At 71.0% G+C, this 20,065-nt stretch carries 20 protein-coding genes; 10 read left to right on the top strand and 10 right to left on the bottom strand.

Annotated features, from left to right (window positions below; genetic code table 11):
- Window positions 1–27 precede the first annotated feature (27 nt).
- Together ACWFRJ_RS37330 and ACWFRJ_RS37325 are read right to left on the bottom strand one after the other, a co-directional pair.
- Complete coding sequence (locus ACWFRJ_RS37330; RefSeq protein WP_453541523.1) at window positions 28–579, bottom strand: tellurite resistance TerB family protein; 552 nt, start codon at window positions 577–579, stop codon at window positions 28–30.
- Window positions 580–723: 144 nt separating this feature from the next.
- Window positions 724–1,272: a GNAT family N-acetyltransferase gene (locus ACWFRJ_RS37325; protein WP_453541520.1), complete on the bottom strand. Its 549-nt coding sequence runs from the start codon at window positions 1,270–1,272 to the stop codon at window positions 724–726.
- Between the two features lie 107 nt (window positions 1,273–1,379).
- Between ACWFRJ_RS37325 and ACWFRJ_RS37320 the strand changes: the two genes are divergently transcribed.
- The gene (locus tag ACWFRJ_RS37320) at window positions 1,380–2,015 is read left to right on the top strand and encodes a glyoxalase (protein ID WP_453541517.1); all 636 of its coding nucleotides are present in this window, start codon (window positions 1,380–1,382) and stop codon (window positions 2,013–2,015) included.
- 170 nt (window positions 2,016–2,185) lie between these two features.
- A complete protein-coding gene (gene rox, locus ACWFRJ_RS37315; RefSeq protein ID WP_453541514.1) occupies window positions 2,186–3,655 on the top strand; it encodes a rifampin monooxygenase in 1,470 nt (489 codons plus the stop codon).
- Between the two features lie 8 nt (window positions 3,656–3,663).
- Here rox and ACWFRJ_RS37310 read toward each other — a convergent pair whose 3' ends face one another.
- The gene (locus tag ACWFRJ_RS37310) at window positions 3,664–4,881 is read right to left on the bottom strand and encodes a hypothetical protein (protein ID WP_453541594.1); all 1,218 of its coding nucleotides are present in this window, start codon (window positions 4,879–4,881) and stop codon (window positions 3,664–3,666) included.
- Window positions 4,882–5,496: 615 nt separating this feature from the next.
- Here ACWFRJ_RS37310 and ACWFRJ_RS37305 point away from each other — a divergent pair.
- Window positions 5,497–6,069, top strand: a complete 573-nt coding sequence (locus ACWFRJ_RS37305; RefSeq protein WP_453541511.1) for a dihydrofolate reductase family protein — start codon at window positions 5,497–5,499, stop codon at window positions 6,067–6,069.
- A 42-nt stretch (window positions 6,070–6,111) separates the two neighbouring features.
- Here the strand turns inward: ACWFRJ_RS37305 and ACWFRJ_RS37300 are convergent, their stop codons facing one another.
- The 3 genes from ACWFRJ_RS37300 to ACWFRJ_RS37290 all read right to left on the bottom strand — a co-directional run bounded on the left by ACWFRJ_RS37300 (window position 6,112) and on the right by ACWFRJ_RS37290 (window position 10,966).
- Complete coding sequence (locus ACWFRJ_RS37300; RefSeq protein ID WP_453541508.1) at window positions 6,112–7,749, bottom strand: ABC transporter substrate-binding protein; 1,638 nt, start codon at window positions 7,747–7,749, stop codon at window positions 6,112–6,114.
- A 4-nt stretch (window positions 7,750–7,753) separates the two neighbouring features.
- Window positions 7,754–9,892, bottom strand: coding sequence for a hypothetical protein (locus ACWFRJ_RS37295; protein WP_453541505.1), 2,139 nt, complete (start codon window positions 9,890–9,892; stop codon window positions 7,754–7,756).
- Window positions 9,893–9,988: 96 nt separating this feature from the next.
- Window positions 9,989–10,966, bottom strand: coding sequence for an aldo/keto reductase (locus tag ACWFRJ_RS37290; protein WP_453541502.1), 978 nt, complete (start codon window positions 10,964–10,966; stop codon window positions 9,989–9,991).
- A 209-nt stretch (window positions 10,967–11,175) separates the two neighbouring features.
- Between ACWFRJ_RS37290 and ACWFRJ_RS37285 the strand changes: the two genes are divergently transcribed.
- Both ACWFRJ_RS37285 and ACWFRJ_RS37280 read left to right on the top strand, forming a co-directional pair.
- A complete protein-coding gene (locus ACWFRJ_RS37285) occupies window positions 11,176–12,423 on the top strand; it encodes an amidohydrolase (RefSeq protein WP_453541499.1) in 1,248 nt (415 codons plus the stop codon).
- Window positions 12,424–12,516: 93 nt separating this feature from the next.
- On the top strand, window positions 12,517–13,737 hold the full coding sequence (locus tag ACWFRJ_RS37280) for a metallophosphoesterase (RefSeq protein WP_453541496.1): 1,221 nt from the start codon (window positions 12,517–12,519) through the stop codon (window positions 13,735–13,737).
- Here ACWFRJ_RS37280 and ACWFRJ_RS37275 read toward each other — a convergent pair.
- The 3 genes from ACWFRJ_RS37275 to ACWFRJ_RS37265 all read right to left on the bottom strand — a co-directional run bounded on the left by ACWFRJ_RS37275 (window position 13,734) and on the right by ACWFRJ_RS37265 (window position 16,465).
- Window positions 13,734–14,123 carry a DoxX family protein gene (locus ACWFRJ_RS37275; RefSeq protein ID WP_453541493.1) on the bottom strand — a complete coding sequence of 130 codons (390 nt, stop codon included), beginning with the start codon at window positions 14,121–14,123 and terminating at the stop codon, window positions 13,734–13,736. The two genes, ACWFRJ_RS37280 and ACWFRJ_RS37275, sit on opposite strands and share 4 nt — an antisense overlap.
- A 75-nt stretch (window positions 14,124–14,198) precedes the next feature.
- The gene (locus ACWFRJ_RS37270; RefSeq protein ID WP_453541490.1) at window positions 14,199–14,846 is read right to left on the bottom strand and encodes a M23 family metallopeptidase; all 648 of its coding nucleotides are present in this window, start codon (window positions 14,844–14,846) and stop codon (window positions 14,199–14,201) included.
- A 95-nt stretch (window positions 14,847–14,941) separates the two neighbouring features.
- Window positions 14,942–16,465, bottom strand: a complete 1,524-nt coding sequence (locus ACWFRJ_RS37265) for a phosphatase PAP2 family protein (RefSeq protein WP_453541487.1) — start codon at window positions 16,463–16,465, stop codon at window positions 14,942–14,944.
- Between the two features lie 79 nt (window positions 16,466–16,544).
- Here ACWFRJ_RS37265 and ACWFRJ_RS37260 point away from each other — a divergent pair, with 79 nt between their 5' ends.
- The 3 genes from ACWFRJ_RS37260 (at window position 16,545) to ACWFRJ_RS37250 (ending at window position 18,151) form a co-directional block, all read left to right on the top strand.
- Window positions 16,545–17,180 (top strand): PadR family transcriptional regulator, encoded by a 636-nt coding sequence (locus ACWFRJ_RS37260; RefSeq protein WP_453541484.1) that lies wholly within the window; start codon window positions 16,545–16,547, stop codon window positions 17,178–17,180.
- 77 nt (window positions 17,181–17,257) lie between these two features.
- Window positions 17,258–17,392 carry a hypothetical protein gene (locus ACWFRJ_RS37255; RefSeq protein WP_453541481.1) on the top strand — a complete coding sequence of 45 codons (135 nt, stop codon included), beginning with the start codon at window positions 17,258–17,260 and terminating at the stop codon, window positions 17,390–17,392.
- Between the two features lie 75 nt (window positions 17,393–17,467).
- Complete coding sequence (locus tag ACWFRJ_RS37250) at window positions 17,468–18,151, top strand: glycerophosphodiester phosphodiesterase (RefSeq protein ID WP_453541478.1); 684 nt, start codon at window positions 17,468–17,470, stop codon at window positions 18,149–18,151.
- Between the two features lie 39 nt (window positions 18,152–18,190).
- On the opposite strand, the gene ACWFRJ_RS37245 is transcribed toward ACWFRJ_RS37250, so the two are convergent.
- Window positions 18,191–18,742 (bottom strand): GNAT family N-acetyltransferase, encoded by a 552-nt coding sequence (locus tag ACWFRJ_RS37245; protein WP_453541475.1) that lies wholly within the window; start codon window positions 18,740–18,742, stop codon window positions 18,191–18,193.
- Window positions 18,743–18,835: 93 nt separating this feature from the next.
- Here ACWFRJ_RS37245 and ACWFRJ_RS37240 point away from each other — a divergent pair, with 93 nt between their 5' ends.
- Both ACWFRJ_RS37240 and ACWFRJ_RS37235 read left to right on the top strand, forming a co-directional pair.
- Window positions 18,836–19,228 carry a VOC family protein gene (locus ACWFRJ_RS37240; RefSeq protein WP_453541472.1) on the top strand — a complete coding sequence of 131 codons (393 nt, stop codon included), beginning with the start codon at window positions 18,836–18,838 and terminating at the stop codon, window positions 19,226–19,228.
- Between the two features lie 68 nt (window positions 19,229–19,296).
- Entirely contained in the window at window positions 19,297–19,896 is a 600-nt protein-coding gene (locus tag ACWFRJ_RS37235; RefSeq protein WP_453541469.1) for a TetR/AcrR family transcriptional regulator, read from the top strand.
- Window positions 19,897–20,065: the final 169 nt, after the last annotated feature.

Genomic DNA, 20,065 nt, shown 5'->3' with positions numbered 1-20,065 from the left:
ATTGTCGGTCAGCGAGCCCTGATCGGATCAGAGGCCGAACTCCTGCGGAGAGACGCCGAGCGCCGTGCACGCTTCCCGCAGGACCTGCTCCTCGGCCGGGGCGATGTACCCGTCCGCTCCGGCGACGACGAACCCGGTCTGCACGACCGCCTTGGCCTCCATCGGCTTCTTCGCCGCCTTGGCGATCTCCTGCATGGCCTCGGTCTTGCCCTGCTGGAAGTTGAACGTCAACTGGTCGGCGTGCTTGTTGAACCGCTGCCTCAGCTGCTCCGGCGGGAAGTTCTTCAGGACGTCGTTCTGCAGGATCAGCGACTCCACATGCTGCCGTTCGGCCGGGTCGACCGTCCCGTCCGCTGCCGCGACCAAGGCGCACATGGCCATGCTCGCGTCGCGGTAGGCGCCGCTCTTCAGCTCCGTCTTGAGGGAGGTGAGCTGGGACTTGAGCACGCCCACGAGCTGCGCCTTCGACCCCCCTCCGGATCCTGACCCCGGCCGCCCGTGCCCGCCGGAGCCGCGTGTCCCCTGCGACTGCTGCTGCAGTCCCTTGGCCTGGTCCTTGATCCGGTCCCACATCGCCATCCGTGCCACCTCGGCTGCCTGTTCGCTTCGTCCGTACGCGTTCCGCACGTCCCTCTGCCAACCTGGCAACGCCTCCCCACCCGGCGAAGTTCCAGGACAGACACAGGGGGTGAGCGCGGTGCCACTGAGCAGGCCCGTGCGAGGTCAGTCCTTCGTGCAGGCGAACACAACCGTCGCGGGCGTGCCTTCCCCGCCAGCCCCGCCAGCCCCGACGCGCTCGTCGATCCGCCGGAACCCGCACTTCTCGGCAACCCGGACCGAGGACGTGTTCTCCGCCGCGGCCTCGAGCAGGAGTCGAGTCAGTCCGAGGTCGTTCAAGGCCCATCCCGCGAGCAGTCGCACGGCCCGCGGGGCGATGCCCCGGCCGCGATGGGCGGGAAAGACGCTGTAGGCGACGGTCGCCACCTCGTCGTCCCGGAACTGCAGGTTGATGATCCCGACCGGCTCGTCCGTCGCGGCATCCGCGATCAGCAGCGGGGCCGCCCGGCCGCTCCGCCACGCTTCTTCGGCCTTCGCCATGCTGGTGCCGAGAGCCGCCTCGTCCATGGGTTCGTCGTCGAGCCAGCGACGCGTCTCGGGGTCGTGGCTCGCCGCCCCGATGGCAGGAAGATCCGAATCGCGCCGCAGTCTCAAGGCGACCACTTCATCCGTGAGTGGCTCGGACAGCGGTTCTATCGGTATGGAGCGCCCCATGGAGTTGATCGTATCCAGGTCAGAAACGCCGATCCGGAATACCGCCCAGAAATACCGGTCAGGAATGAAGAAGCACCAGTGACCGCCCCCTGACTAGCTTGTTCGTCATGGCATCCATCGAATCCGTCATCCTCGACGTGGCCGACACCACGGCCGCCCAGCGCTTCTACTCCGCCGCCTTCGGTCTGGACACGCAGCTGCGTCTGCGTGCCTCTCAGGAGCCCAGCACCGGCTTCCGTGGGTTCACGCTGGCGCTCACCGTGTCCCAGCCCGCCGACGTCAACAGCCTCATCGACACCGCCGTCGACGCCGGTGCCACCTCGCTGAAGCCCGCCACGAAATCGCTCTGGGGGTACGGCGGTGTCGTACAGGCCCCTGACGGGGCGATCTGGAAGATCGCGACCTCGGCGAAGAAGGACACCGGGCCCGCCACCCGGCAGATCGACGAGATGGTGCTCCTGCTCGGAGTCGCGGACATGAGCGCGAGCAAGCGGTTCTACGTCGGCCAGGGCCTCGCCGTGTCGAAGAGCTTCGGCCCCGCGTACTGCGAGTTCGAGAGTGGGTCGGGCCCCTTCAAGCTGGCGCTGTACCGACGCCGGGCCCTCGCCAAGGATCTGGGTGTCCCGCCCGAGGGCACCGGATCCCACCGGCTCATGATCAGCGGCGACGCCGGGGCCTTCACCGACCTGGACGGTTACGCCTGGGAGGCCGAAGCACCCGCGCGGCGGGCCCAAGCCGTGTGACGCGTGAAGTTCGCGGCCGGACACGACAATGGCAAGGAGCGTACGCACTCCCTGCCACTCTCAACATATAGCGCATGGGGGGCCTTGCGGCAAGACCCGGGTACTGCCGCAGAATCACGTCCTCGACGACGTTGCATTCAACGTCACGAACGTCGTGAACGGGGGTCTCCATGTTTGATGTGATCGTGGTCGGCGGCGGTCCGACCGGTTTGATGCTGGCGAGCGAGCTGCGTCTGCACGGTGTGCACGTGGCCGTACTTGAGAAGTCGGTGAAACCGACCGAACAGTCCCGCGGCCAGGGCCTGCACGCGCGCAGCGTCGAGGTGATGGACCAGCGCGGTCTCCTCGACCGGTTCCTCGCGGTCAATGAGAAGTTCCAGGTCGGCGGCCTCTTCGGCGGCATCGTGAAGGCGTGGCCCGAACGGTTGGACACGGCGCACCCGTACGGCGTCGCCACGCCGCAGCCGGTCACCGAGCGGCTGCTCAATGAGCGTGCGGTCGAACTCGGTACGGAGATCCGGCGCGGCTGCGAAGTGGTCGCGCTGAGCCAGACCGAGGAGAGGACCGGCGACGGGGCGGCCGGGGTCACCGTCGGCCTTGCGGACGGCACGCACCTGCGCTCGCGCTATCTCGTCGGGTGCGACGGCGGCCGCAGTACCGTGCGCAAGCTGCTCGGCGTCGGTTTCCCCGGCCGGCCCGCGACCGTCGAGACGCTCCTCGGTGAGATGGAGGTCACCGAGGATCCGGCGACGATCGCCTCCGTGGTCGAGGAGGTGCGCAAGACCCAACTGCGGTTCGGGGTGGCCCCCAGCGAGAACGGCCTTTACCGCGTGGTCGTACCCGCCGACGGAGTGACCGAGGACCGTGCGACCGAGCCGACCCTCGACGACTTCAGACAGCAGCTGCGGGCCCACGCGGGCACCGACTTCGGCGTGCACGCGCCGCGCTGGCTCTCGCGGTTCGGCGACGCCAGCCGGCAGGCCGAGCGCTACCGGGTCGGCCGGGTGTTCCTCGCCGGGGACGCGGCGCACATCCACCCGCCGACCGGCGGGCAGGGCCTCAACCTCGGCGTGCAGGACGCGTTCAACCTGGGCTGGAAGCTGGCCGCGGCGGTCGAAGGCTGGGCGCCCGAGGGGCTCCTCGACTCCTACCACGCCGAACGGCACCCGGTGGGGGCCCGCGTCCTGGAGAACACCCGGGCGCAGATCACGCTGCTCGGGACCGATCCGGGTGCGACCGCGCTGCGGGAGCTGTTCTCCAGGCTGATGGACTTCGAGGAGGTGAACCGGTACGTGACCGGGATGATCACCGCGGTCGACGTCCGCTACGACTTCGGTGAGGGCCACGAGCTGCTCGGGCTGCGGATGCGGGACGTGGAGCTGAAGCAGGGCCGTCTCTACGAGCTGATGCACGAAGGCCGCGGGCTGCTGCTCGACCGGACCGGCCGGCTCTCGGTCGCCGGATGGGCCGACCGGATCGACCACGTCGTCGACGTCAGCGAGGAACTGGACGTGCCCACCGTGCTGTTGCGGCCGGACGGTCACGTGGCGTGGGTCGGTGAGGACCAGCGGGACCTGGACGGCCGGTTGCCCATGTGGTTCGGCGCACCGAACCACGACGGGCTGCCGTCCAGGCCGTAGACCGGAGTTCAGCCGACCTGCGTGTGGAACTGCACGAGTCGCTGCTGGACGAGGTTCACCGTGCCGCGCTGACGGCCGGGTACGCGGCGGCGCAACGCGACGAGGGCCGGGCCGAGTTCGCGGACGGTGTCAGGGTCGCGTACCTGTTCCCACTGGTGGTGGGCCAGGTCCGCGGCGGCCTCGACATCGGGGGCGTCGAGGGCTTGGCCCGCCGTGAGCCTGGCGGAGACCACGGCCAGCCAGATCCGGCAGCTGCGGCCCGGATCCTTGGCGAAGATCGCCAGATGTCCGCGGACCTCCATCCAGTGCACCACCTCGGGCGATGAAGCCCCGTACGTGCGCAGCGCCTCCTGCTCCCACGTCGCCGCCATGGCCGCGGCCTCGCCGTGCCGCCCCGCCTCCACGGCCTTGGTGATCGCCGCGTGCGGATCCGCACCAGCGGCCACCGGTGCCGCGGAAGGTGGTGCGCCGGGGGTGGGGCCTTGCTGTTGGGCGGGCACCGGCGCTCGGGTGGGCATGCCTTCGAGGCCACCGCCGAGGCCGCCCCCGAGGCCGCCTCCGAGACCGCCTCCGAGACCGCCTCCGGGCATGGCGACGGCAGGGTCGGCGAACAGCACGATGTCGGTCGCACCCTCCTCCATCGCCTGGGCGACGACGTGCTGGTGCAGGTCCGGCAGCGGCGGCCGGTGCCCGCTGCGCAGGACCGTCGCAAGGGCCTTCATGTACGAGGGCGTCGCGACGGCACGCCGACCGGGCGGCGGAGCGACCCTGCCGTACAGAGCCACGCCCGTCCCCACGTCCAGGGGACGCCGCGCCAGCTGCTGCCAGCTGTCCGTATCGGCGTGCAGATCGGCGATGACGGTCGTACTGCCCGGCGGGCGCAGCCGCAGCTCCTGGGCGATCCAGTGCCAGGGGAACCCGGTGTAGCGCACCGTCGCCGCCGTGGTCCGCGCGAGCGCCACATGCTGCAGTTGCTGACGGCGGTCGAGATGCAACTGCCCGACCAGGTACACCGTCAAAGGCCCCGGCGCCATCGCGGCCGCGCGCAGCCTGGTGAGCACTGTCTGTGGATCCAGCGGGTCCGCGAGCTCCACGACACTCGCTGTCGCGGTCCCGGCGAGCACCGCCGGTGACACCGCAGCGAGCACGGGCAGCACGGAGGCCGCGTCCACCATACGGGCCTTGCCGACCGGCGCTGCCGCAATCAGCAGCGCGGTCCCGGGCACCGTCCCCTCCCCATCAGTCACCAGAGCACCGTATCCGCTGCTCACCCCGATGGCGGCAGCGGGAAGACGATCTGCACGAGTTGACGGGCGCCGAGCCCTCTCATCACAAGGTGGTGTCGGGCTGTGGAAGGCGGGTAAACGGGGGTGGGTTCCGGGCAGTGGGCGGTGCTGCCGGAGCCTGCGGCCGCCGCCGAATTCGGCGGCGGCGGCCGCGGCGCTCCTGGGGGCAGGCTCCCCCTGGCGCCCCAGGAGCAGGTGTCCGCACCAGCTGGTGGCCGAGGGGCCGCGGGAGTGGCCCTCCTGGTCCAACAGCCGGCGGGACAGGCCGGTGTCCGTGCGTCCGCTGCAAGGAAGTACGGACCCGGCAGCCTGAGTTACCGACGTGCCTTCCGCTCGGCGCCGGAGCGTGAGCGGAGCGGTCGGGCCGTTCCGGGGGCTGGGGGCGGGCCTCGGCGCCAGGGTAGAACGAGCAGGCAGGAGCGGACAACGCCTTTCCGAACTCCGGGATGACCAAGCCCGGCTCCGCCGATGAGTTCCCGCGTGTATCTCGGTCAAAGACTCCGTAGCCGCGAGGATGGAGCGGCAACCCTCGGTGACCGACCAGGAGATCTTGAGATGCGTACATTGATCAGCACCGCTTTCGTCTCGCTCGACGGTGTCGTGGAGGCGCCGGGTGGCGAGCCCGGCTACCGGAACTCCGGGTGGACCTTCAAGGACGTGGAGTTCGTCCCGGAGGCGTTCGAGATCAAGGGCCGGGAGCAGCAGGAGGCCTCGGCGATGATGTTGGGGCGGGTCAGTTATGAAGCGTTCAGCCCGGTCTGGCCCGGCATGGAGGAGTTCGCGGAGTACAAGGTGATGCCCAAGTACGTCGTCTCCACCAGCCTCACCGAAGGCGATCTGGTGTCGGACTGGGGTCGGACCACGATCCTGCGCTCTCTCGACGACGTGGCCACGCTGAAGAAGACCGAGGGAGGGCCGATCATCGTGCACGGCAGCGCGACCCTGAACCGGAACCTCTCCGACGCCGGTCTCATCGACCGCTACCACCTGCTCGTCTTCCCGCTGCTGCTCGGCGCGGGCAAGCGGCTGTTCAGCGACACGGACAAGGACACCCAGAAGCTGGAGCTCGTCGAGCACGAGGCGTACGCCAACGGACTTCAGAAGAACGTCTTCGACGTCATCCGCTGACGCTGCTCCCCTCCCTCTGCCCCTCCCCCGCGCCCCTCGCCCTCACCCGCTCCGTACGACACAGTCCTCCGGCTGTCGCTTGCCGGTCGGCCAGGCAAGGCCCACGAAGTCCAGCGTGCCCGGGCCCGCCTTCGTGCCCGGTCTCAGCTCGACGACCGCGAGCGGCTTGTCGTACGGGTTGCCCGCCTTGGTGAGGCAGATGCGGCCGCTGGTGCCGTTCACGCGGTTCTTGGACTGCATCGTGGCCCAGCGGTTTCCCACCTGCTCGGCGGAGGGCGCGGCTTCCCCGGTGGGCTTCGCGCCGCGGATCGCCTCGACCGCGGTGCGTACCCCGTCGTGCACCATCATGGTGCGGGAGTCGCCCAGTTCCACGTCACCGATGTCGCGTCCCGCCGCCTTCAGCGCGGCCACTGTGTCCTCAAGTCGCTGCAGCTCGGCCAACGGGTCGCGCAGCGATCCTGGGGCCTTCGACTCGGGCGGCTTCTTGCCGGTCCGCTTCTCCTCGTCCGCCTGCCACTTCCGCACCTCGGCGAGCCAGGCGTCGGGATGGGCCGGCGCCGCGTACTGCACGGTCATGCGGGGCTTGCCCGAGCCGTCCCGGAGTTCGGCCCAGTCCTCGTCGGTCATGCGGTTGTTCAGCGAGGCCGCGTCCGAACCGGACACCACGGTGAACTTCCGCTCCGCGCACGCCTCCTTGGCCAGGCTCTTCAGGAACAGCCGCAGATGGGTCGAGCGCCCCGCGAAGTAGACGGTGTCCGCGCCCGAGTTGCAGATCGTGTTGACCGTCGGCCTGAACTGGTTGTCGACGTCGCCCGGGTCGGCGACCCCGGGGGACGTGAAGGTCATGTCGTCGGGTCCTGCCGGGCCGTCCTCCGGCAGCTTCTGGAAGGCGCGGGCGAGCGAGCGGACGTACGGGTCGGGCCGGGTGTCGCGGACCAGGACGGTCTGCCGGTCCTTGCGGCTGCCGTTGTAGGCGGCAAGGGCTCTGGCCTGTTGCTCGTTGGTGGGGATGATCCGGGCGAGACCCTTGAAGTCGTACGTCCCGTCCTTGCTCTCCGCGTTGGCAAGGGAACTCGCCGACGCCCGCGCCACGAGCACCGGCACCTGCTGCTCGGTGAGGCTGCGCACCGCCTCCTTCGTGGCGTCCAGGGAGAGGTTGAACCCGGTCACGGCACGGAGGTTGTCGCTCCCGGAGCGCGACATCCGCACCAGATCCGGCACCACCTCGTCCTGCCGGAGGTAGTCCTTGCCCGGGTTGGCGAGCACGAGGCGCACCACCGGCTTCCCCGGCTCCCGGTTGGCGCGGTACTGCGCGAGGAAGGCACCCTGCAGTTCGCTGCGCAGCTGCCGCCGTTCGGCCTTCGACTCCGGCTGCAGCGGGAGCATCATCGCCACGGTGACATGCGGCTGGTTGTCGATGCGGCGGTTCTCCTCGGCGATCCGGGCCGCGACCGGGGCGATCTGCGGCTCCCCGAAGTCGTAGCCGGAGCCGTTGACGCCGATGCACTCGCCACCGGACTTGGTCACGCCGTCGGCGCAGCTGCCCGCCTGCTCGGTGAGCCGCGAGACGAGGCCGTACGCCCCCACGGCGAGGAGGGCGGCGACGACGCACGTGATGATCTTCTTCAGCAGCGTGTTCCACAGGTGTTCGTGCAGCCAGTCGGCGGCGGTCCGGAACATCCCCTCAGCTCCCCTCTCCGATGTGGGCCGTGCAGGAACAGGACTGCAGCGGCTGCCGGTTGCGGGCGCGGCGCTCCCACCGTCCGGCCCTGGCGGTGAGCACGGGCGCCGCCTCCGCGTACTCCCTGGCCAGCTCCCGCATGAGGTGCGTCATCCGGTTGGCCGCCTCGATGTCCGGCGGCCGGGTGCGCTCCTCGCAGAGCCATACGGCGTGCAGCAGCTCGTCCAGCTGGCGCTCCAGCTTGGTGCCTTCGATCCGGGCCACCGTCATACGGCCGTGCCGCTCGTCGTCGCCGCCGGGTGAGGGGGCCTGGGCGAGCGCGAGCAGCTGGTCGCACCACTCCTCGGCGCCCTCGCCGTACACCGGGAACTTGACGGCGAGGTGGCGTATGGCGCGCTCGGGGCCGTGGGCGACCAGGTCGTGGTTGAGGCCGTGGGCCGCGGTGGTGCCGAAGGCACGGTCGGGGGTCTCGGCGCGTCTTTGGTAGTGGGCGTGCAGCAGGCCGTGGTTGCGGCGCCATTCGTCGCCCGCGTCCGGCGGCCCGTGCAGCCTGCTCATCAGGAGCTGACGGAGGCCGAAGTCACCTATGAAGTGCCGCTCGCAGGCGGGCCAGCCGCTCTCCAGGAGGTAGCGCCCCACCTCGTCCGCGGTGAGCCCGCCCGCCGTCTGTTCCAGTTGCGGTATGCGCAGCAGGGCGCGGGCGCAGTCACCGGTGTGCGCGACCGACAGCTGGGTCAGCAGGTCGAGCCAGCGGTCGGTGTGCTCTACGGGCAGCCGCTCGGGGAGCTGTCCGAGCACCAACTCGGCGAGCAGGACGTCCCGTACGGCGAGGGGCTCCCCGTCGAGCGCCGCGGACTGGTCGAGGAGTTCTCGGTCGTTGTCCAGCTCCGGCAGGTCTCCGGCCGACTCGACGAGGCGCTGCACTGTTCGGGGGCGGCGGCCGGAGAGCCGGTGAACGGCGCTCTGTGCCCGGCGCAGCCGAGCCGCCTCCGGCGCTCCGCCGGTGTGCCGTTGCAGCTCCTTGTTGATGTGCTCGGTGGTGAGCAGCGGCATCCTCAGGAGCAGCACGCCCTGCCCGAGACGGCCGCGCGCGGGCAGCCGCTGCCAGCGGGGCGGCTCCTCCTGGTCCGGCCGGTAGTCCGCGAGTTCCTCGGTGCGCGGCTCGTCGGCGAGGAACAGGGGTTCCGCCGCCCGTTCGCTCGCCACGAGCACCGTGCGCTCGCGGTGGCCCTGGGCCCGGTCGTCGAGCGCCGCCGCGAGGAGTCCGCGGCCCACCGGCCAGTTGGCGTGCTGCAGCAGCACTGCGGGGCGGCCGACCCGGGTGAGTGCGGCGCCGAATCCGGTGTAGGCGGCGTCCAGGTCCTCGCGCAGGGCGCGGAAGAGGAATCCTTCCGCGAACTTCTGTTCGTCGGCGCCCTGTTGGAAGTCGTGGGCGAGCAGTCGCAGGCCGGTGCCCGCGCTGCCCGCGGCGCCGGGATAGTCGCCGTAGGTGGCGCGCACCGGTTCGGCGCCGGTGCTCGCCAGATTCTCCAGGAACTCCGTGAGGGCGGCGCCCACCAGTGGCGCTGCCGCGGGGGCGACCACTCCGGCGAGCGCGGACAGATAGCCGGTCAGCACATTGCGCATGAACCGGCCGAGTGCCCTGCGCGTCTGCAACAGGACGCGGTAGCGGGCCAGTTCCTCCTCGAGGCCGCGGCGGCGCAGCCGTGCGCCCGCCGCCACCGCCGCCATCCCGGCGAAGAAGCGGGGCGTGGGCAGCGCCCCGCCGGGCCCCTCCCACTCGCTCATCCGCAGCGCGATGTCGTACATCGTCTCCGTGGCCTCCGAGCGGCAGGCGGCGCGCCGCGCGGCCTCCTCCGCGTACCGTGCGTCCGCGCAGTCCACGTACGCCACCGGGACCCTCCGCCCGAACTGGTCCCGCAGCAGTTCGAGGAGCCGCTGTTTGCCCATGCCGGGACCTCCGGTGAGCAGCACGACGGGCAGGTCGGGCCCGTACAGGAGCTTCTCGTCGCGGCCCCGGGCGTTGCGGCCGAGGAGCCGGGGAAAGAAGTCTTCGTCCTCGATGAGCCCCTCGAATCCCAGCTCCCGGCTCATCCGGCGCACCCCCGTGCCGTACGTGACCACCGCGCGGCGGGTGGTCAATGTTGCACGGAGCGTACTGGAGCATGTCCTGGGAATACATCAACTTTCCTGCATGGGAGATCAGTTGATGCATTGCCGGGACGGACCGGGCGCTCGTCAGCGTTCGAGCATCTGGCGTGCGCCTTCCGGGTGGGTCTCTCCGGCGGCCGGCGGCAGGCTGCTGAGTTTCGCGAGGTGCGCGGGGGTCAACTCGACGCTGTCGGCGGCGGTGTTCTCCTCGACCCGGTGGACACGCTTGGTGCCGGGGATGGGGGCGATGTCGTCGCCCTGGGCGAGGAGCCAGGCCAGGGCGGTCTGGGCCGGGGTGGCACCTGCTTCGGCGGCGACGGCCTGGACCTCGTCGGCGATACGCAGGTTGCGCCGGAAGTTCTCGCCGGTGAAGCGCGGGTTGCCGTGCCGGAAGTCGCCCTCCTTGAAGTCGTCGGTGGAACGGATCGCGCCGGTGAGGAAGCCGTGTCCGAGCGGCGAGAAGGGCACGAGGCCGATGCGCAGCTCGCGCAGCAGCGGCAGTACGCGCTCCTCCAGGCCACGGGTCCACAGTGAGTACTCCGACTGGACGGCCGTGACCGGGTGGACCGCGTGGGCGCGCCGGATGGTGTCAGGTCCGGCCTCGGACAGGCCGAACGTGCGGACCTTGCCCTCGGCGATCAGCTCGGCCACGGCACCCGCGGTCTCCTCGACGGGCGTGTTCGGGTCGACGCGGTGCTGGTAGTACAGGTCGATGTGGTCGGTGCCCAGGCGCCTGAGGGAGCCTTCGACGGCGGTGCGGATGTTGGCCGGGGTGCTGTCGAGGTTCCATGCTCCGTCGCCCGCGTGCGAGACGAGGCCGAACTTCGTCGCAAGGACCACCTGGTCACGGCGCCCCTTCAGGGCGCGGCCGACGAGCTCCTCATTGACGTACGGGCCGTAGATCTCGGCGGTGTCGATGAAGGTGACGCCGAGGTCCAGTGCCCGATGGATGGTGCGGATGGACTCCGCCTCGTCGGTCCCGGAGTCGGTGTAGCCGTGGGACATGCCCATCGCGCCCAGACCGATACGGGAAACCTCCAGGTCACGCAGCTTGATGTATCGCATCGCGGTTCTCCTCTCCTGATCGTTCCCCGCCCTGCGCAACCCAGCCTGCCGCCGTCCATGCTCTCCAGGAAGGCCGAGTCGTGCCACTGAGTGGCCAGCCGTGGTGTGCCAGGTCCCCCCTCGCGCCGGGGAGCCCTGCGATCGGCGGCTGTCCCGCTGCGCGCCTTGTGCGAAGGTGAATACGACCGTCTCGAGACGCGAGGAGCCGCATGCCCAAGGCAGCAACCGCAGCGAGTCAGGCCCTGGACGTCACCTCGGGGCTGAGTGCCAGTGACATCGAGGGCTACTACCAGGATCTGCACCGCCACCCCGAGCTCTCCTTCCAGGAGCACCGCACGGCCGGGATCCTCGCCGAACGGCTGCGCGGCACCGGGTACGCGGTGTCCACCGGTGTGGGCGGCACCGGCGTCGTGGGCGTCCTGGCGAACGGCGACGGGCCCGTGGTGTGGCTGCGCGGCGACATGGACGCGCTGCCCGTCACGGAGACCACGGGCCTTTCCTACGCCTCCACCGTCGACGGTGTCATGCACGCCTGCGGCCACGACATGCACGTCACCTGGCTGACGTTCGCCGCCGAGGCCCTCGCGGCGGCCCGGGAGACCTGGTCGGGCACCCTCGTGGTGATCGGGCAGCCCGCCGAGGAGGCGGGCGGCGGAGCGAACGCGATGGTCGCCGACGGGCTTCAGGAGCGCTTCCCCCGGCCCGACGCGGTCTTCGGCCAGCATGTCGCCCCCGGGCCCGTCGGCCTCGTCTCCCACACGCCGGGGCTGATCATGTCGTCCGCCGACAACGTGGAGATCGTGGTGCACGGCGTCGGCGGCCACGGCTCACGGCCCGAGGCCACCGTCGATCCGGTGGTGACGGCCGCGTACATCGTGACCCGGCTGCAGACCGTGGTGTCCCGTGAGGTGTCCGCGTCGGACGCGGTGGTGCTCACCACCGGCCAGTTCAACGCCGGGCAGCGGCCCAACATCATCCCCGCGGAGGCCCGGCTCGGCCTCAACCTGCGTACGCAGGACATGGCGGTGCGCGAGCGGGTCCTCTCCGCCGTCCGCCGCATCGTCGAGGGAGAGTGCCAGGCCGCCGGGTGTCCCGCGCCGCCCGATGTGACCGTCGGCGCGAGCTTCCCGGCCACCGTCAATGACGCCGCGCTCGACGCGGACATCGCGTCGGTGCACCGCGAACTGTTCGGCAAGGCAAGCGTGTTGGACTTCGGTCCCGCGATGGGCAGCGAGGACTTCTCCCTTCTCGTGCCCGCCGGGGTGCCCTACGACTTCTGGTTCGTGCCCTCGACGTCGCACGCCACCTGGCAGGCGGCGCCGGGCAAGGAACTCGCCGAGAAGATCACCGGCGTGCCGGGCAACCACAGCCCCCTGTTCGCCCCGGATCTCTCGGTCCTGTTGCCGGGCGTACAGACACTGGTGGGCGCCGCGCTGCACGAACTCGGGGTCAGCTGAAGAAGCCCGCCTCACCGGCCCGGTGATCGGATCGCCACCGGCAATTCGCCTGATCGTCTTCCCCTGTCCGCGCCGATATGGGAGAACGCTCGAATGTGCGATGACGAACTGATCCCGCCGCGCGCGGACTTGACCGAGAAGCAGTGGCTCCAAGCCGACGCGCCGCTCGCCCGGAGCCTTGCCGACACATGGGGGCCACAGGCCATCGCCCTTGGCCGGCGCACGCTGCTCGGCGGTGCGGCCGCCGGAGCCGCCCTCGCCGCGCTGCCGTGGGGTGCGGGGCAGGCCGCGGCGGCGCAGGGCGTCGCGAAGTTCCCGTTCCCCGAGGAGCCGAACCGGAAGGGAGAGTTCGCCGTTCTGGTGACCGGGGACTCCGGCACCGGCGGCGAGGAGCAGCTCGCCGTGACCGAGGCCGCCCGGCGGGTCTGCCGTGACGAGGAGATCTCGCTGGCCGTCGGCCTGGGCGACAACATCTACGAGAACGGGCCCGAGTCCGACCACGACTCCGAGTTCCGGGACAAGTTCGAGACGCCCAACACCGGCATCGACGTCCCCTGGCTCATGGTCCTCGGCAACCACGACTGCTCGGGCCTGATCCCGGGCAGCGGCGGTGATCCCTCGCGCGGCGACCGCGAGGTCTCCTACGCGGCCTCATCGCCGCGCTGGTACATGCCGAGCCGCTACTACAACGTCGCGCTGCCGTCGTCCGAGGGGCCCGGCGGAGGCGACCCGGTCGTGGAGTTCTTCGCCCTTGACACCAACCCGGTCGCCTCGACGGTCGCCCAGACGTCGTCCCGCTACCGGTGGGACGGCCCCTACATGCGGGCCCAGCGCCAGTGGCTCGACGCCGCGCTCACCGCGTCACGGGCCCGCTGGAAGGTGGTGCTTGGCCACCATCCCTACCTGAACAACGGGAAGCACGGCAGCGCGGGTTCGTACGACGGTTTCGTCATCGGCCACTACACGAGCGGGATCCACCTCAAGGAGCTGTACGAGCAGGTGGTGTGCGGCCGGGCCGATCTGATCCTGTCCGGGCACGACCACACCCTCCAGGTCCTTGAGCCCACGACCCGTACGGCGGGCACCCGCCAGATCGTCTGCGGGGCCGCCGCCAAGTCCGGTGACGGCCGGGCCCACTTCGACCACCCCGCCGCCTGGCAGAACTTCTCCGACGTGGGGTTCATGGTGCTCAAGGTCTCCGAGCGGGCCATGACCGTGGACACCTACACGGTCGACGTCCCCACGCGGACCGCGCGCCTGGCCCACACCACGACGACCTCCACGGCGGTCGCGGGCCGCAGCGGCGTGCGTTAGGGCTCGCCTCCGACGCGACGCGCCGCCCCCGCCACGTTCCTGGCCCACAGCACGAGCGGTACCTGGAGCGGGAGGCGGCCTATCGCCGCGGCCTTGAGCGGGGCGGGGCGGTGGCGCCAGTCCACCGCCATCTGCACGTTGGCGGGGAACACGCCCACGAAGAAGGCAGCCGTGGCAAGGGCCGCGGGGCGCCGGGTGCGGGGCAGCGCCACTCCGGCCGCGAGCCCGAACTCGACCACGGCGCTCACGTACGTCCAGGTGCGCGGCGATCCGGGCAGGACGCGCGGCACGGTGTGGTCGAACAGCCTCGGGGCGGCGAAGTGAGCTGCTCCCGCACCGGCAAGCAGACCGGCCAGGAGCATGGGGGAACGGGATGCGGACGGCATGCTGCCTCCTGAGATGGCGACGGGAGGCAGACCTTACTCGACAGTAAGTACCGAGTCACCCGAACCCCGTGCGCCTCACAGCAACCGGGCCCCGCGCCTCGCGAGATAGGTGACCGGATTGATGTCGGAGCCGTAGCCCCGCTTGGCCCGGATCTCCAGATGGAGGTGGGGGCCTGTGGCGCGCCCCGTGGCCCCGCTGCTGCCGATCCGGTCCCCGGTGCCGATCCGGGCCCCTTGGCGGACCGAGATGCGGGAGAGGTGCCCGTACACGGAGTAGTGCCCGTCCCGCAGCCGCACCGTCACGGCCTTGCCGTACGCGCCCGACCAGCGCGCCAGGACGACGGTGCCCCCGCCGACGGCGTGCACCGGGGTTCCCTGCGGGACGGCGAGGTCGATGCCGGTGTGGTGCCCCGCGATCCAGTTGCCGCGCACGCCGTAGCGGGCGGTGACCCGGAAGCCACGGCGCAGCGGCAGGGCGAATCTGCCGGGCGGTCCTTCAGGGGCGAGCGCGCGGGTCTCGGGGATCGCCTCGTCCGCCTCGGCGAGAGCCGCCTCGAACTCCTCGTCGTAGCCGACGCCGCAGCCGCCGTCTGATTCCGCGGCTGCGTGCGGCGCCGGTCCCGCCACCGTGAAGGCGCCGCCGGCCATGAGGACCGCGGCGACGCTCAGTACGTCACGTCGTGTGGTGCCCGCTTCACGCGGGCTGTCTATGTCGTAGCCCATGAGGGCCAGCACACTGGCGACGGGCCCGGAGCGCACGCCGAGTGTGCGCCGCTTGGCGTAATGCCTTCCGGGCCCGCGTCGCGGTCAGTCGGCGGTCAGTCGGCGATCGGCCGGTACACGGTGAGCGCCTCGGGGAGCTTGTCGAGGAGCAGCGCTGCGGGCGCGGGGGCGAGTTCACCGTCGTACGCCATCTGGGTGCCCTCGGGCAGGCCGGAGATGACAAGGCGCTGGGCCTTGGCGGACGCGTACAGACGGGTCTTGGCCAGCTGACCGGCCACCGCCGCGGCGAGGAGGCGGCTGCGCGCGAAGCGCCCGCCGCCCGCGATGCGGACGTCGAGAAGGCCGTCGGCCAGGTCGTGCCTGCGCACCGGGGCGATGCCGGTGCTGCGGTAGGCGCCGTTGCCCGCGAAGAGCAGCCACATCGAGCGGGCCTTGCCGTTCACCACCGCGCGCAGCGGCCGCCCCGTGTGGATGATCTGGGCGACGCCGAGCAGGGCGGCGGGCGGACCCCCGACCTTCGGCGACCACTCCTCCCTGATGCGGACGAGTTCGGGGTAGGCGCCGAGACTGAAGGTGTTCAGGAAGTACACCGGCTCGGAGTACGACCGGCCGTCGGGACCGATCCCGGCCAGCGGCTTGATCCGGCCGACATCGGCCCGTACGGCACTGCCCGTGGCGAGGGCGGCGCAGGCGTCCGCGACCGTGTCGACGCCCAGGTCCGCGGCGAAGTGGTTGAACGTCCCGCCGGGAAGGACCATCAGCGGCACGTCGAACCGCAGGGCCGGTGTCACGGCGGCGTTCACCGTGCCGTCTCCCCCGCACACGCCGAAGACTCCGCCGCGCCGGGCCGCCTCCCTGGCCGCTTCCTCCAGGACCTTGGGCAGGGGCCCCGCTTCCTCCTCGTAGAGGATCACCTCTGCCTTGGGCAGGGCGGTCTTCAACTGCCTGACCGGGTCGAGGAGTTGCGGCTGGGCCCCGGAAGAGGGGTTCACCACGACGACGAGGCCCTCACCCTCCGGCAGCGCGGGCGCGTCCGTACGGGGCCGTGCGGGCGGTGGCAGCTGCGCCCGGGACGGCACCATGCCGCGCACCGCGTAGGCGGCGCCCACGCCAAGGGCCGCGCCGACCAGGACATCGCTGGGGTAGTGCACTCCGGTGTAGACGCGGGAGAAGGCCACCGATGCCGCGACCGGGGCGACGGCCACGCCCATCCCCCGCGACTCCAGGGCCACACCGGCGGCGAAGGCCGCCGCCGATGCCGCGTGCCCGGACGGGAAGGAGCTGGTGATCGGCTGCCGGGAGAGATGCCGTATCACCGGCACGGTGTCGAGGACGGGCCGGGAGCGGCGCACCGCGCTCTTGCCCAGGGTGTTGACCGTGGCCGACGCGAGGGCAAGGGAGGCGACACCGCGCACGGCCGCGCGCCTGCCGCGCGCACCGCCGAAGGCCCACATTCCGGCCGCGATGCCGAACCACAGCAGTCCGTGGTCGGCACTGCGGCTCAGTCGTGGCAGGACGGGCTGCGCCGCCGGCCAGGAGCGGGCGGCCACGCCACGGAACGCGAAGCGGTCGGTGGCGCCGAGCAGTCTGCGGATGTGCGGCGTCGGGAGATCACTCATGAACCCCCTATACCCCCGCACGCCCTTCGCACCGCACACGTCTTGCGCCAACGATGTGACGTTCACTTCAATCAGTCATATGGCAGCCCCTGGACCCACCTCACCGAAGCACAAGGCGCCCGCCGAGCTGCCGCCGACCGCGTGGGCCGTGCTCGGCCTGCTCTCCTTCCCCGGGGAGCGGACCGGCTACGAACTGAAGAAGTGGGCGGACGCCTCCCTCCGGCACTTCTACTGGGCGCCCGCCATCAGCCAGATCTACGCCGAGCTGCGCCGCCTCGAAGCACTCGGGTACGCCACGTCGCGGCGCTCGGGACCCGAGGAGCCCCGCGCGAAGCGGTCGTACGCCATCACGGCAGAGGGCCGTGCCGCGCTCGTCGGATGGGCGGGGGGCGCGGAGGACGCGGGGCCGCCCGTCCTGAAGCATCCGCTGCTCCTCCGGGTCTGGCTCGGGCATCTCGCGGCGCCGGATCATCTGCGGGCCCTGGTGAGCGAGCACATCGCGCACACGCGGGGCGAGCTGAAGGAGGTGCACGACGCGCTCGCCCGCGCGGACGGGCAGGAGGCGTGGACGCATCCGCAGATCGCGCTCCGCTGGAGCGGCCGGCGTCTCGAGGCGGAGATCGAACTGGCGGAGGCGATGCTCGCCGATCTCGCGGAAACGGCCGACTTCGTTCCCTCAGGTCAACCCCCTGAGGACTCGCCCACCCACGGGTGACGTTGCTCGCGGTGCGGGGCTTCCGGCCGGTAGGACGGACGGTGTCAGCCGACCCCGCCGTATGGAGCAGTGCACCTGTGAGCACCCGCGCCGTCCTTGTCGCCGCCGTCATCACCGGGCTCCTGCTCGGGATCGTGGGAATGAGAGCGGACGACTCCGATTCTTCGGGGCACCCCCGTACGGGCGGTTCCTTCACCGAGGCGGGCCGTTAGGCTGCGACATTGCCGCGTGGCCATCCGTCCTCACCTCGCGGCCGCCGAGCCGCCGTCGACGGAAGCGAGTGAACCTTGAACTTCCTCACCATCGGTCACCGCGGGGTCATGGGTGTCGAACCCGAGAACACCCTTCGGTCCTTCATCGCCGCGCAAGCCGCGGGCCTCGATCTCATCGAGCTCGATCTGCATCTGAGCAAGGACGGCGCCCTCGTCGTCATGCACGACGCCGACGTGGCCCGTACGACCGACGGGAAGGGACCGATCGCCGAGAAGACCCTGGCCGAGCTGCGGGAGCTCGACGCGGGGCGCGGTGAGCGCATCCCCGTGTTCGAAGAGGTCCTGGACGCCGTGCAGGCGCCTTTGCAGGCCGAGATCAAGGATGTGGCCGCCGCCCGCGCCCTCGCCGAGGTGATGCACCGGCGCGATCTGATCGGCCGCGTCGAGGTGATCTCCTTCCACGACGAGGCGATCGCCGAGATCGCACGCCTGGTCCCGGGCGTCCGCACCGCGCTCGTCGCGAGCCGCTTCGGCACCGACGTCGTGGAGCGTGCGACGGCGGTCGGCGCCACGACCCTCGTGCTGAACATCAGGCGCCTGACCCTGGAGGTCGCCGAGCGCGCCAGGAAGGCCGACCTGCGGATCATCGGCTGGGTCGTGAACACACAGGACGATCTGCGGCTCGTGCGCGCGCTGCAGTTGGACGGAGCGACCACGGACTATCCGGACATCAAGCGGACGGGCCGCTTCACGGCCTGACCTCTTCTCCCGGCCGCGCTCAGGCGCTCCGGGCCGCGCTCAGGTCAGGGGCTTGACCAGCAGCTCGAACTGCAGGTCGTCCCGCTGCGGAATGCCGGACCGCTCGTCGCCGTACGGGAAGGGGGTCATCTTTCCCGTACGGCGGTAGCCGCGCCGCTCGTACCAGGCGATGAGGTCGTCGCGTACGGAGATCACGGTCATGTGCATCTCCTTCGCGCCCCACGCCTCGCGCACGGTCCGCTCGGCCTCCGCCATGATCACCTTGCCGAGGCCCGCGCCCTGGAGCGCCGGGCTCACCGCGAACATCCCGAAGTAGGCGTGCTCGCCGCGGTGTTCGAGCTGACAGCAGGCGACGACATCGCCGTCGCGCTCGACCGTGAGCAGCTTGCTGACCGGCGACTTGATGACGTCGACGACACCTTGCGGGTCGGTCCGCTGCCCCTGGAGGATGTCCGCCTCCGTGGTCCAGCCGGCCCGGCTGGAGTCGCCTCGGTATGCCGACTCGATGAGCGAGACGAGCACGTCGACGTCCGCGTCGGTGGCGTCCCGGAAGGTGAGGTCGCTCGTGCTGGGGCGCGGTGCGGTGTCCATGGGGCGGGTTCTCCGATCTCTCTGGCCCACCGCTGTCCGGCGCGGCGTGGGCGAGGCACCGCCGAGGGTATCCCCCCACTAAGGTGCGACTGCATGGTGCATGTACTGAGCAGCAGGATCCTTCTCCGTCCCACCGACCCCGAGCGCTCCCGCGCGTTCTACGGCGACGCGCTCGGCCTGGCCGTCCACCGCGAGTTCGGTACCGGCCCCGAGCGCGGCACGGTCTACTTCCTCGGCGGCGGCTTCCTCGAAGTCTCCGGCCGCGCACAGACCCCGCCCGTACCCGGCCTTCAGCTGTGGCTCCAGGTGGCGGACGCGCGGGCGGCGCACGCGGACTTCGTGGCGCGGGGGGTGGAGGTCGCGCGGGAGCCGGTGAAGGAGCCCTGGGGGCTCGTGGAGATGTGGATCACCGACCCGGACGGCGTCAAGATCGTCATCGTCGAGGTGCCGGAGGACCATCCCATGCGCTACCGGCCAGGCATCTGAGCCGCACCGGCTCGCCTTGGCTCTCCCCTGCTTGTTCTCTCTAGACTGGTCGGTCTAATCTCTCGTACGTGACCAAGAAACGCGGCGAAACCCGCGCCCGCATCCTGCGTACGGCCGCCGATCTCTTCCAGCGGCAGGGCTACGGCGCGACGGGCCTCAATCAGGTCCTCGCGGAGAGCGGTGCCCCCAAGGGGTCGCTGTACTTCCACTTTCCGCAGGGCAAGGAGCAGCTGGCGGCCGAGGCCGTGGCGCTCGCAGGGGGTGAGCTCGGAGAGCGCATGGCCTCGGTCGTGAGCTCTGCCGCCGGGCCGCGGGACGCCGTCGTCGGGGTCGGTGAACTGCTCGCCGACGAGCTGAGGGAGTCCGGTTTCCGGGACGGGTGTCCCGTCGCCACGGTCGCGCTGGAGCAGGCGGGGGGTGACGGGCCCATCAGCGATGTCTGCCGACTCACCTACGACACTTGGCTGCTCGGTCTCTCCGAGTCGTTGCGGGGGTGGGGTGCCGCCGATGACGAGGCCGCCGAGCTCGCCGAACTCGTGCTGTCCTCGTTGCAGGGCGCGCTCCTTCTCGCGCAGGTGCGGCGCGACACCTCGGTCATTTCGACAGTCGCCCGGCGCGTCGCCTCGGTCGTCGAGCAGAGCTTGGGGAAGCAGGGATCGGAGAAGTAGCGCTCGGGGAAGAGCGCGTGAAGGTCACGGTTGCGGGGTACCCGAAGTACTCGCCCGGCGCATCCGACGTGCGCCGGGCAGCCCTTCGTCGGAGGATTGACCGGACCCCTCGCCCAACCCTGGAGCGATCTCTTATGCAACGTCCCCGGATTCTGATCATCGGCGGTGG

This window comes from Streptomyces sp. NPDC055239, assembly GCF_053606205.1.
This window is presented reverse-complemented; position numbering and strand designations above follow the sequence as displayed.